Below are 11,570 nucleotides of genomic sequence, written 5' to 3'. Positions count from 1 at the left end.
CGTTCCGCCCTTTCCCTGTCATTGCTCCGCGTCCTCGCGGAGGGAGAACTCCAGCCGGTAGACGCCACGCTCCAGGCCGACGGCGCCCCGCTGCTCCAGGCCGCCCTCGACCAGGCGGTCGGCGGCGGTGTCCACGGCGCCCGAGGATACGCCTTCGACCAGAATGATCCAGCTCGGCACGCCGACCTCGCGGCCCTTGCGCTCCGCGGTCTCCAGTCCGCTGGCCTCGGGATCGGCGATGCAGAGGTGGACCCCGGTGACGCCCGGCAGCTCCTGGATCGCCGCCAGCGCCCCTCCCGTCAAGTGCGCCTTCAACAACGCGGCGTTGCGCGGCTCCGCGTCGAAGCGCAGCGTCAGCATCGTGCCGCCCTCGCCGGCCCCGTGCGACCAGACGGTCCGGCAGACGCCGCGGGCGGTGTTCCGGAAGTCGGCGGTCGAGCGCCTGGTCCAGTCGGTCGGGTTGTTCAGCCGCTCCAGATAGTCGGGGCCGACCAGCACCGCCTCGTCGCGCGCCTCGTAGAGCGTGAAGTACTCCGGGCTGCCGCGCTCCGCGACCAGCCGGCGGCCACGGTGGAAGCCGGGGATGGCGACGCGTTCGGGGATGTGCTGGCGGTCGTGCCACTCGATGAAGTTCTCCCGGCCTTCCGGCAGGATGTCGTTCCAGATGGCGACGACGGCGCGTCCGATCAGGCTCATCGCGGCTCCTCGTCAGGGGGGATCAATAGGTCGCGCGGCCGCCGGACAGGTCGAAGACGCCGCCGGTGGTGAAGCTGCAGTCGCCGGAGGCCAGCCAGGCGACCATCGCGGCGACCTCGTCGGGCTCCAGGAAGCGGCCCATCGGGATGCGCGCCAGGATCTCGTCCAGGCGCTGCCGCGGGGCGTCGCGGCTCATCGCGGTCAGCGAGGCGGCGGGCGTGATCGCATTGACCAGGATGCCGTCGCGCGCCAGCTCCTTGCCCAGGCTCTTGGTCAGCGCGACCAGGCCGGCCTTGGCGGCGCTGTAGGCGGCGGCCTGGGCCATGCCCTCCTTGGCCTGGATCGAGGCGACGTTGACGATCCGGCCGCGCCGCGCCTCGGCCGGCACCGCCAGCATCAGCGGCAGCAGCGCCCGGCAGGCCAGGAAGGCGCCGGTCAGGTTGACATCGAGGATGCGGCGGAACTCCTCGACGGGAATCTCCCAGGTCGGGTGCAGGTCGCCGACGATGCCGGCATTGTTGACCAGGATGTCGAGCTGGCCGTGGTCGCGGCCCAGGGTCTCGGCGGCGCGGGCGATGCTGGCCTCGTCGGTGACGTCGACGGCGGCGAAGCCGTCCCAGAGGCCGGCGGCCTCGCCCGCCGGGGCCGTGCGGTCCCAGGCGACCAGGCGGGCGCCGTCGGTCTTGAGGCGACGGCCGATCGCCGTGCCGAAGCCGCCGGCGGCGCCGGTGACGACGGCGAGCCGTCCGGAGAGGTCGTAGCGTGCAGTCACGGGGGATCGCGTCTCTCGGAAAGAGAGGGCGCCGCGGCGGGGCACCGGCCGCGCCGCGGCGCCCGAGGGGCCTAGGGCTGGACGAAGCTGTTGGTGAAGAAGGTGTCCGCGGTCATGTCCGTGGTCACGTCCTGGTAGGTCTTCATCAGGTCGAGCGTGCGCTGCCAGTCCGCGCGGGCCATCACGCCGAGCGGCGCGTTCGGCGCCGAGGGCGAGGGCAGCAGGGTCAGCGAGACCTCGAGCTGCTCGGCCAGCAGCTTGGGGTCGGCCTGGGGCTTGGCCTTCATCGCCGCGGCGACGGCGGCCTCGGGATCGGCCTTGGCGGCCTGCATCGCCTTGACCGTCGCGCGCACGAAGCGCTTCACCAGGTCCGGGTTGTTCTTGATCGTGTCGTCGCTGGCGATGACCGTCAGGCCCTGGGTGTTCACGCCCAGCTCGGCGAAGGAGAAGACCTTCTGCTTCAGGCCCTTCTGCTTGAGGATGATCACCTGGCCCTCGAGCCCGGCCAGGATGCCGTCGGCCTGGCCCTGCAGGATCGCGACCAGCTTGCCCGGGCCGTCGACGTTGAGGATCTTGACCTTGCTGGGGTCGATGTCGTTGGCCTTCCAGATCGCCGGCAGCAGCTGCATCGAGGCCTCGCCGGCGGTCGCGCCGATGGTCTTGCCCTCGATGTCCTTGATCGTCTCGACGCTGCGGTCGGCGCGGAAGGACATGCCGTAGGGCGAGGTGTTGAGCACGCCGGCCACCGACCTGACCGGGGCGCCCCGGGTCACGCCGGCGATGACGCTGCCGCCGTCGGCGATGCCGAAGGTGTCGCCGCCGGTCGCCACGACCTGCACCGCGCGGCCCGAGCCCTGGCCCTCGCCGATCGTCAGGTCGATGCCCTCGGCGGCGTAGATGCCCTTGTCGACGCCGAGGTAGAAGATCGAGTGCACGCCGCTGAGCAGCCAGTTGAGCCTGAGCGAGACCTTGTCGTTGGCGGCCGCGGGGCCCGCCGCCGTCAGCAGCGAGCCGGCCAGGAAGGCCGCCGCCAGGGCGGCGGTCCAGAGCCTGCGTGTCGTCCGTTCCGTCATCGTTCCCTCCCGTTGCTTTCTTGGAAGTTGCCTTGGTGGTCGGGTCAGGTCGGGCTCTTGCCGACCGTGAAGTCGTCGCGGCGCTGCGAGACGTGCCAGGGGATCATCCAGCGCTCGACCAGCTCGACGACGGCGTAGAGCCCGAGGCCGAGCAGGCTGAGCACGACGATCACCGCGAAGGTCATGCTGGTGTTGAGGTTGCCGTTGTAGTTGAGCAGCAGGTAGCCGAGCCCGTTGTCCGAGGCGACGAACTCGGCGACCACCGCCGCGGTCGAGGACAGCGCCGCGGCGACCTTGAAGCCGGCGAACAGCGAGGGCAGCGCGCCCGGCAGCTCGACCCGCCAGAAGATCTTCAGGCGGCTGGCCCGGTAGCTCCTGGCCAGGTCGTAGAGCTCGGACTCGATCGACTTGAAGGCGACGATCGAGTTCACGACGATCGGGAAGAAGGACAGGAGGAAGACCAGCAGCACCTTCGAGGGCAGGCCGAAGCCGACCCAGATGATGAAGAGCGGCGCGATGGCGATCTTCGGGATGATCTGCAGGACCACCAGCAGCGGATAGAAGACCGCCTCGAAGGCGCGCGAGTAGACAACCAGCAGCGCCAGCGCCACGCCCAGCACGACGGCGGCCAGGAAGCCGATGACCATCGGCTGCAGGGTGACGAGTGCCGCCGGCAGCACGACGTGCAGGTTGGCGACCAGATCGGTCAGCACCTTCGAGGGCGCCGGCAGGATGTACTCCGGCAGGCCGAGCGCGCGGACCGCCAGCTCCCAGACCAGGAAGGCGCCGATCAGGCTGATGGCGACGCTGAACCGCTTCAGCGGCCCCTTGGCAAAACTGGCACTCACTGGACGTCTCCCCGGCGGCGGCCTTGTCCCGGCCGCCTTGACCAACTGACCGGAACAGCGTTACGACTGGAACAACGTTCCGTCAAGCGGCTTGGTCGCCGGGGCGGACGGGAGGAACCGGGGTTGGCAAACGGCGCAGGCCGCGCGACCCTCGACAAGCGACGGGAGGAGCGTGGATGGCGGAGGCGGCGAGTCTCGACCTGGACCTTTCGGGCCGGCCGACCTCCGGCGCGGGCGCGCCGGCCGGCGTGGTGCTGCGGGAGGTCAGCAAGGCGTTCGGCGAGATCGTCGCGCTGGAGCGGGTCGACCTGACCATCGCCGACGGCGAGTTCGTCGCCGTGGTCGGGCCCTCGGGCTGCGGGAAGTCGACCCTGCTGCGCCTGATCTCGCGCCTGGCTGCGCCGACGACCGGTTCGATCACGGTCTTCGACGATGCCTCGCCCCTGCCGCCGCGCGGCATGTCGATCGTCTTCCAGAACCACGTCCTGCTGGCCTGGCGCACCGTGCTCGACAACGTGCTGTTCCCGGCCGACATGGTCGGCGAGCGTCGCGACCACTACCGCGACAAGGCGATGGAGCTGCTCGAGACCGTCGGCCTCGCCGAGTTCGCCGGGCGCTATCCGCACGAGCTGTCGGGCGGCATGCGCCAGCGTGCGGCGATCGCCAGGGCGCTGCTGCTGAAGCCCAACCTGCTGCTGATGGACGAGCCCTTCGGCGCGCTCGACGCCCTGACCCGCGAGCAGATGCGCCTCGACCTCGAGGCGCTGTGGCTGAAGAACCGCATGACCGTGCTGTTCATCACCCACTCGATCGACGAGGCGGTGCTGCTGGCCGACCGGGTCATCGTCATGACGCCGCGGCCCGGCCGCATCGAGCGGATCATGCCGGTCGGGATCCGGCGGCCGCGCGGCCTCGCGGCGCGCCGCGATCCGGAGTTCCTGGAGAAGTCCGGGGAGATCACCGAGATCTTCCTGTCGCGCGGGGTGCTGCACCGTGAGGATTGAGACGGGCTCCGCACCGGAGGGCACCCGGCGGCGCGCCGGGGCGCCGGCCCCGGCCGAGCCGCGCGCCGGCGGAGCGGTCGACCGCATCCTGGCGATGATCGAACTGCTGGCCGGCGCTGACGAGCCGCTCAGGCTGTCGGAGATCGCCCAGCGCCTGGCGATCCCGAAGAGCGCCGCGCACCGCCTGCTGAGCACCCTGGTCGAGAAGGGCTGGGCCGAGCAGAACGCGGCCAGCGACTGCTACGGCCTGACGCTCTACATGGCGCTGCTCGGCCAGAGCCAGCTGGCGCGCCTGAAGATCCACGACCTGCGCCAGCCGATCCTCGACGACCTCGCCAAGCAGACCCGCGAGCTGGTCCGCCTGACCGCCCTGCAGAGGGACCAGCTGGTCTGGATCGGCTCGTCGCGCGGCCGCCGCTCGGGCCTGGTCTACGAGCCCGACATGAACGAGCGGATCGTCCCCTTCGCGACGGCCAACGGCAAGGTCTGGCTGGCGACGCTGCCGCGCGAGACCGCCCTGCGCATCGCCCTCGACGCCGGCCTCGGCAGCGGCCGGGGGCTCGGGCCCGGCGTGGTCACGACCCTGGAGCAGCTCGGCGAGGAACTCGACCTGACTGCGGCGCGCGGCTACGGCACGGCGCGCGAGGAGGCCGAGGAGGGCGTCGGCGCCGTCGCCGTGCCGGTCCTGGCCGGCGGCCGCTTCGTCGGCTCGATGAGCGTCGCCGCCCCCATGGCACGCCTCACCGAGGCGCGCATCGAGGAGATCCTGCCGCGCCTGCGCCGCGCCGCCCAGAACATGGCTCTGGCCTGGCAGGCGGGCGGCTGAGGTGGCGGTCCCGCTCTCAGCCGAGCAGGGCCCGCAGCGCCACCACGCAGAGCACGCCGAAGATCACGGCGGCGAGCCGCGGCACCTTGAGGAAGGCGAGGACGGTGAGGACGGCCGCCGCGGTCTCGGCCGGGCCGGTCGCCAGCACCATCGGCGCGATCACCGCGGTCAGGATCGCCCCCGGCACGGCCTCCAGCGCCGCGGCGGCGCGACCGGTCGGCGTGTAGCGCCGCACCATCAGCCAGCCGCCCAGGCGGGTCGCATAGGTGACCAGGGCCATGCCGAGGATCGCGAGCAGGGTCTGGGGATCGAGGGTCACGGCGCGGGCTCGTCGAGGGGCCGGCGGGCCGGGCCGACGAGGGCGCCGGCCAGGGCGCCGGCGAGGCCGCCGGCGGCGATGTACCAGGGGCCGTCGACCAGCAGGTAGGTGGCGGTCGCGACACCGGCGCTGGCGGCGATCGCGACGGCGCTGCGCGGGCCGCGGCCGAGGTCGACCAGCAGGGTCAGGAAGATCGCCGTGAAGGCGAAGTCGAAGCCGTAGGCGGCGGGATCTTCGAGCAGCGCCCCGACCACCGCGCCGACCCCGTTCCAGGCGACCCAGTTGAGATAGAGGAAACCGCCGAGGCCGAGGTAGTAGGCGAAGGTCAGGCGCCGGCGCACGGCCCGCTGCTCGGCCAGCGCCCAGACCTCGTCGGCCATCAGGAACAGCGTGACCAGGCTGCGGAAGCCGTGGATGTGCCGGATCTTCGGCGCCAGCGAGGCGCCCATCAGGACGTGCCGGCAGTTGACCATCAGCGCCGAGACCGTGACCAGCAGCCAGGGCGCGGGATCGCTCCACAGCTTGACGGCGACGAACTGCGAGCTGCCGGCGAAGACCGTGGCGCTCATCACCAGGACCTCGAGCGGCGAGAGACCCTGCTGGGCGGCGAGCGCCCCGAGCAGCAGGCCGAAGGGCACGACGGCGACGGCTGCCGGGAACACGTCGACGACGCCGGCCCTGAGCTCGGCCAGCGCGCTCTCCGTCACGGCCTCAGGCTGCACGGCGACCGCCCGGCTCCCGTCCGGCGGCGCGGAAGCGACCCGGCGTGACGCCGACCCGCGCCTTGAAGGCCCGGGTCAGGTGGCTCTGGTCGGCGAAGCCGCAGGCCAGTGCGACCTCCCCGGGTGCCAGGCCGGCGGCGAGCAGGGGCCGTGCCGCGCGGACCCGCCGGTCGGTCAGCCAGGCGTGCGGCGTCAGCCCGGTCTCGCGGCGGAAGGCGCGGATCAGGTGGAAGCGGCTGAGCCCGGCGACGGCGGCCAGCTCGGCCAGCTCGACGTCCTCGGCGAAGTGCGCGTCGAGGTAGTCGCGCACCCGCCCGACCGCCCGGTTCTCGCGGCCGGGCACGATTGCTTCGCCGATGTCGGCGTGGCGCGACAGGATGACGGCGAGGACCGAGACGAAGCGCTCGTCGCCGGCCAGCCGGTCGCCCTCGGCGAGGCTCCGGTGCGCCGCGGCGAAGCGCGCCGCCGCCTCGGGGTCGTGGACCACCGGCGCGCGGAAGCTCGGCGTCGCGGTCACCGGGCGGCCGGTCACCTCGCTCGCGACCTGGCGCATCAGCGCGACCGTCGGATAGGTCATGCGATAGGCGTAGCCCTCGCCGTGCGGCTCGCCGTCGTGGACCTCGCCGGGCTGGACGAAGCAGAGGTCGCCGACGCCGGCGTAGCGGCGCTCGCCGTTCAGCAGGTAGGTCTCGCAGCCGCCGACGATCGTGCCGACGACGTAGCTGTCGTGGGTGTGCAGGGCATAGCGGTGGCTGAAGAAGCGCGCCGCCAGGCACTCCAGGTCGTCGTAGCGGGTGCTGCGCCAGTAGCGCGCGCGGTCGCCGGCGCCGAGCTCCTGCTCGCCGCCGAGCCTGACGTCGGGCCCGCTGCTCGCGAGGGCCTGATGCTGGTCGACCGGGTTCATGACAGCCAAGCTAGCAAGCCGCGCAGGCGCCGTCTTGAACAGGATTGCGCCGGCCGCCGCCGCCGGCCGCCGGCGAGGGCCAGGCCATGGAACCATCCCGCACGGGCTTCGTTCCCCCCGACCGTCGTGGGGCCTTCCGGCACCGCGCCGCGGGCCTTCGGAAGCTGACGAAAGGGCGACCAGGCGATGATCGAGGACGACAAGATCCTGGAGGCCTATCCGGTCCGGGAGGTCGTGGCCCGGTTCGAGGAGGCCCGCGCCTTCGAGGACGCGGTCGACCTCGTCGAGCGGCACGGCGTCGACCGGGCGGCGGTCAGCATGATGGCCAGCCGCGAGGCGGTGCAGCAGAAGCTCGGCCACCGCTTCAGGCTGTCGAGCGAGCTCGAGGACGAGCCGGCCGTGCCGCAGTCGGTCTTCTCCAACCGCTACGAGATCGCCGAGGCGAAGGGGGCCGCGATCGGCCTGCCGGTCTACATCGGCGGCGCCGGCGCCGGCCTCGCGGTCTTCGCTTCCGGCGGTACGCTCGCCTTCGCGGCGGTCATCGCGGCGGCCGGGGCCGCCGCCGGCGCCGGCATCGGCGCCCTGCTGTCCCGCGCCATCTCCAAGCGCCACGCCGAGCACCTGGAGGAGCAGCTGGCCGAGGGCGGGCTGCTGCTCTGGGTCCGCGTCGGGGACGAGGCGCAGGAAAGGCAGGTCGTCGACCTGCTGACCTCGGCCGGCGGCCGGGACGTGCGCGCCCACTCGATCACCCGCTACTGGGGCTCGGACGACATCCCGCTGCACGACTTCAACCCCGATCCCTGGCTGGGGCGCGAGGCGGAGTAGCGCATCGGCTCCCGGCCCGGCCGGCGCCCGATCTTGGCGCCGCGGTCAAATGTCTTTGCGCTCCCGGCGGGGCGACAGCCGCCTTCGCGCCGTGCTCTACTGACGGCCCGAATCCGCATCGCCGTCGCCCAGCCGCCGAAGCCGGCTGCCATCCCGTGGCCGGACGCGGGCGCACGGCATTCCGCTTCGATCCGCGCCGCGAGCGGCGCCGAGAGGCTGCCGAGTCGCCGAGAGGGAGGCCCCATGTCCCCTGCCGAGTCCTCCGTTCCGCCGTTTCGCCCCGACGACGGCCGTCCCGACGCCGGACACCCTGCCGCCGGCCGCCTCGAGGACCGCCGCCTCGCGACCGGGCACGGCCGCTACACCGCCGACATGGCGGTGCCCGGCATGCTGCACGCCGCCTTCGTGCGTTCGCCCTACGCCAGTGCCCGGCTGGCCGGCCTGGACAGCTCGGCGGCGCGGGCGCTGCCGGGCATCGTCGCCGTGCTGACCGCGGCCGATCTCGCCGCCGACGGCATCGCGCCCTTCTCGGTGCCGATGGCGATCGAAGGACCGGGCGGCAGAAGCTACCGGCAGACGCCGCGGCCGCTGCTGGTCGGCGAGCGCGTGCGCTTCGTCGGCGAACCGCTGGCGCTGGTCGTCGCCGAGACCGCGTCCGCCGCGCTCGACGGCGCCGAGGCGGTGGCCTTCGAGCTGGAGCCCGAGCCGGTCGTCGCGACGCTCGACCAGGCGGCGCGGCCCGACGCGCCGCTGCTCTGGGACGAGGCGCCCGGCAACCTCGCCTACCACTGGCGCCGGGGCGACTGGCAGGCGGTCGGTGCCGCGCTCCGCGCGTCGCACCGCGTGACGCGCCTGGAGGCCCGGGTCTCGCGGGTCTCGGCGGCGCCGATGGAGCCGCGCGGCGCCCTCGCGGTGCCGCAGCCGGACGGCCGCACGAGCCTCTACGCGAGCGTGCAGGCGGCCCAGGGGCTGAAGGCGACGCTGGCGACGATGTTCGGCCTCGAGGCCGGGTCGATCCGGGTCGTCGCCCCCGACGTCGGCGGCAGCTTCGGCATGAAGGCCGGCCCCTTGCGCGAGGAGTGCCTGGTGTTCTGGGCGGCGCGGCGTCTCGGCCGGCCGCTGCGCTGGGTCGCCGAGCGCGGCGAGGCCCTGCTGTCCGACGAGGCCGGGCGCGACGTGCGGATCGTCGCCGAGCTGGGCCTCGACGGCGAGGGGCTGTTCACCGCGCTCGCGGTCAGCATGGAGGTCAACGTCGGGGCCTATGCCTCGGGGCGCTCGACCGTGCCGATCATGAACATCGGCGGCATCGCCGGCGTCTACCGCACGCCGCTGATCGCCGGCGAGGTGCTCGGGCGCTTCACCAACGCGGCGCCGACCGCGCCCTACCGCGGCGCCGGGCGGCCGGACGCCACCTTCGCGGTCGAGCGGGTGATCGACCAGGCGGCGCGCGAGGCCGGCATCGACGCCTTCGAGCTGCGCCGGCGCAACCTGGTGCCGGCCTCGGCCATGCCCTACCGCACGCCCTTCATCTTCACCTACGACGCCGGCGACTTCGCCCGCACCATGGAGCTGGCCGCCGCGCGCGCCGACTACGCCGGCTTCGCCGCCCGGCGTGCCGAGGCCGGGCGGCGCGGCCGGCTGCGCGGCATCGGCATCGCCAACCCGATCGAGGTCGCCGGCGGACCCTTCGCCAAGCCCGGCCAGGACTTCGCGACGCTGCGCGCCGCGGCCGACGGCACGGTCACGCTCTACTGCGGCGCGATGTCGGCCGGCCAGGGACTCGAGACCGCGATGATCGGCCTCGCCGCCGAGCGGCTCGGCCTGTCGACGGATCGCTTCCGCTACGTCCAGGGCGACAGCGACGCGGTGCCGCAGGGCAAAGGCATGGGCGGCTCCTCGGCGATGACCACGGCCGGATCGGCGGTGCTGCGCGGCGTCGAGCGTCTGCTCGAGGAGGGCCGGCAGATCGCCGCCGACGAGCTGGAGGCTGCGGCCGCCGACCTGGAGTACGAGAACGGCCTGTTCCGCATCGTCGGCACCGACCGGGTGCTGTCGCTCGCCGAGGTCGCGCGCATCGCCGAGCGGCGCGCCGGGGACGGCGCCGGCGGCTTGGCCGGCCAGGGCGACTTCACGCCCGGCGCGCCGACCTATCCCAACGGCTGCCACATCTGCGAGGTCGAGATCGACCCCGAGACCGGCAGCTGCGAGGTCGTCTCCTATGTCGGCGTCGAGGACATCGGCCGCGTGCTCTTCCCGCAGCTGGCGGCGGGGCAGGTCCACGGCGGCGTCGCCCAGGGCCTGGGCCAGGTGCTCTGCGAGGAGCTGCGGCTCGATGCCGAGGGCCAGCTGCTGGCCGGCAGCTTCATGGACTACGCCATGCCGCGGGCCGAGGACCTGCCGGCCTACGACTGCGCCTTCGCCGAGACCGCGACGGGCCTCAACCCGCTCGGCGTCAAGGGCGTCGGCGAGGCCGGCACGGTCGGCGCGCTGGCGGCCGGCATGAACGCGGTCTGCGACGCCCTCGCCTCGGCCGGGGTCGAGCGCTTCGACATGCCGGCCTCGCCGCAGCGGGTCTGGGCGGCGCTGGCGGCGGCGAAGGCGGCCTCGGACTAGCGCCTCAGGCCTGGCGGGAGGCCTCGGCGCGCTCGTCGAGGCCGGCGAGGCGCACGGCCGGCAGGCGCCCGGCGGCGCCGGCCAGGGTCGCGGCGACCAGCTCGGCGGCTGGGCCCGGCTCGCGGTGGGCGAGCCGCACCGAGGCGATCGTCCGGGTCAGCACCATCGAGGGCGCGCAGGGGATCGCCACGACGCCCGGATAGTCGGCCTCGGCCAGCCGTGCCGGCAGGTAGGAGAGGTGCCGGGCGTCGGCGAGCAGCGGCTTCAGGAACAGCATCGAGGAGGTCTCGATCCGCGCCGCCGGCGGCGCGAGGCCGGCGCCGACGAAGCGCGACTCCAGCCACTGCCGGACGGCGCCGCGGAAGGTCGGCATGGCCCAGGGATAGTCGAGGGTCTCGGCCAGCGGCACGGGCCCGCGGCCGGCCAGCGGGTGGCGCTCCGAGGCCGCGACGACGAAGGGGTCCTCGCCCAGCCGCTCGACCAGGAGGTCGGCGTCCGGATGCAGCGGCGCGGTGCAGACGGCGAACTCGATGCGCCGCTCGCGGACCTGCTCGATCAGCCCCTCCGAGACGTCCTCGACGACGGTCAGGCGCAGGTCCGGGCTGGTCGCGTCGAGCAGCCGCTTGGCGACCGGCAGCAGGCTGACCGCGACGCCGGGGCTGACGCCGAAGGCGACGAAGCCGCCGACCGCGTCGCGGATGCGCAGCAGCTCGCGCCCGGCCAGCTCCATCTCGGTCATGATCATGCGCGCGCGCTGGGCGAAGGCGTGGCCGTAGACCGTCGGCGCGAGGCCCGAGGGGCTGCGCTCGAACAGAGCGACGCCCAGCACATCCTCGAAGCGCCTCAGCCGCCGGCTCAGGGTCGGCTGGGAGAGGTTCAGGCGGCCGGCCGCCTTCTGGATGCTGCCGCTCTCGTAGGCGGCGAGGAAGGAACGCAGGTCGTCCGGAGTCATGCGCCCGATCGCCGTC

12 protein-coding genes are annotated in these 11,570 nt (G+C 73.6%); 4 read left to right on the top strand and 8 right to left on the bottom strand.

Going from position 1 to position 11,570, the window contains the following annotated elements; all coding sequences use genetic code 11:
- Nucleotides 1-18 precede the first annotated feature (18 nt).
- The 4 genes from B9O00_RS01565 to B9O00_RS01550 all read right to left on the bottom strand — a co-directional run bounded on the left by B9O00_RS01565 (nt 19) and on the right by B9O00_RS01550 (nt 3,389).
- Nucleotides 19-696 carry a DUF4286 family protein gene (locus tag B9O00_RS01565; RefSeq protein WP_085120665.1) on the bottom strand — a complete coding sequence of 226 codons (678 nt, stop codon included), beginning with the start codon at nt 694-696 and terminating at the stop codon, nt 19-21.
- A 22-nt stretch (nt 697-718) separates the two neighbouring features.
- Nucleotides 719-1,468: an SDR family NAD(P)-dependent oxidoreductase gene (locus B9O00_RS01560; RefSeq protein WP_085120664.1), complete on the bottom strand. Its 750-nt coding sequence runs from the start codon at nt 1,466-1,468 to the stop codon at nt 719-721.
- Nucleotides 1,469-1,539: 71 nt separating this feature from the next.
- Nucleotides 1,540-2,541, bottom strand: a complete 1,002-nt coding sequence (locus B9O00_RS01555; protein WP_085120663.1) for an ABC transporter substrate-binding protein — start codon at nt 2,539-2,541, stop codon at nt 1,540-1,542.
- A gap of 44 nt (nt 2,542-2,585) precedes the next feature.
- A complete protein-coding gene (locus B9O00_RS01550) occupies nt 2,586-3,389 on the bottom strand; it encodes an ABC transporter permease (RefSeq protein WP_085120662.1) in 804 nt (267 codons plus the stop codon).
- Nucleotides 3,390-3,565: 176 nt separating this feature from the next.
- On the opposite strand from B9O00_RS01550, the gene B9O00_RS01545 reads away from it, so the two are divergent.
- Both B9O00_RS01545 and B9O00_RS01540 read left to right on the top strand, forming a co-directional pair.
- Nucleotides 3,566-4,393 carry an ABC transporter ATP-binding protein gene (locus B9O00_RS01545; protein WP_085120661.1) on the top strand — a complete coding sequence of 276 codons (828 nt, stop codon included), beginning with the start codon at nt 3,566-3,568 and terminating at the stop codon, nt 4,391-4,393.
- Nucleotides 4,383-5,219, top strand: a complete 837-nt coding sequence (locus B9O00_RS01540; protein ID WP_200808367.1) for an IclR family transcriptional regulator — start codon at nt 4,383-4,385, stop codon at nt 5,217-5,219. Before B9O00_RS01545 ends, B9O00_RS01540 begins: the two co-directional genes overlap by 11 nt.
- A 16-nt stretch (nt 5,220-5,235) precedes the next feature.
- On the opposite strand, the gene B9O00_RS01535 is transcribed toward B9O00_RS01540, so the two are convergent.
- Genes B9O00_RS01535 through B9O00_RS01525 form a run of 3 tightly spaced genes read right to left on the bottom strand, consistent with a single transcriptional unit; the run spans nt 5,236 to nt 7,164 of the window.
- Nucleotides 5,236-5,538 carry an AzlD family protein gene (locus tag B9O00_RS01535; protein WP_085120660.1) on the bottom strand — a complete coding sequence of 101 codons (303 nt, stop codon included), beginning with the start codon at nt 5,536-5,538 and terminating at the stop codon, nt 5,236-5,238.
- The gene (locus tag B9O00_RS01530) at nt 5,535-6,260 is read right to left on the bottom strand and encodes an AzlC family ABC transporter permease (RefSeq protein ID WP_085120659.1); all 726 of its coding nucleotides are present in this window, start codon (nt 6,258-6,260) and stop codon (nt 5,535-5,537) included. Before B9O00_RS01530 ends, B9O00_RS01535 begins: the two co-directional genes overlap by 4 nt.
- Nucleotides 6,250-7,164, bottom strand: a complete 915-nt coding sequence (locus tag B9O00_RS01525) for an AraC family transcriptional regulator (protein WP_085120658.1) — start codon at nt 7,162-7,164, stop codon at nt 6,250-6,252. Before B9O00_RS01525 ends, B9O00_RS01530 begins: the two co-directional genes overlap by 11 nt.
- A gap of 186 nt (nt 7,165-7,350) precedes the next feature.
- On the opposite strand from B9O00_RS01525, the gene B9O00_RS01520 reads away from it, so the two are divergent.
- Nucleotides 7,351-7,989, top strand: coding sequence for a hypothetical protein (locus tag B9O00_RS01520; protein ID WP_085120657.1), 639 nt, complete (start codon nt 7,351-7,353; stop codon nt 7,987-7,989).
- Nucleotides 7,990-8,232: 243 nt separating this feature from the next.
- Complete coding sequence (locus B9O00_RS01515; RefSeq protein WP_085120656.1) at nt 8,233-10,602, top strand: xanthine dehydrogenase family protein molybdopterin-binding subunit; 2,370 nt, start codon at nt 8,233-8,235, stop codon at nt 10,600-10,602.
- Between the two features lie 4 nt (nt 10,603-10,606).
- On the opposite strand, the gene B9O00_RS01510 is transcribed toward B9O00_RS01515, so the two are convergent.
- A complete protein-coding gene (locus tag B9O00_RS01510; RefSeq protein ID WP_085120655.1) occupies nt 10,607-11,554 on the bottom strand; it encodes a LysR family transcriptional regulator in 948 nt (315 codons plus the stop codon).
- Between the last annotated feature and the right edge of the window lie 16 nt (nt 11,555-11,570).

Source organism: Tistlia consotensis USBA 355, assembly GCF_900177295.1.
GTDB classification, from domain to species: Bacteria; Pseudomonadota; Alphaproteobacteria; order Kiloniellales; family DSM-21159; genus Tistlia; species Tistlia consotensis.
The sequence above is the reverse complement of the archived record's forward strand: the minus strand, read 5'-3'. Positions and strand labels throughout refer to the sequence as shown.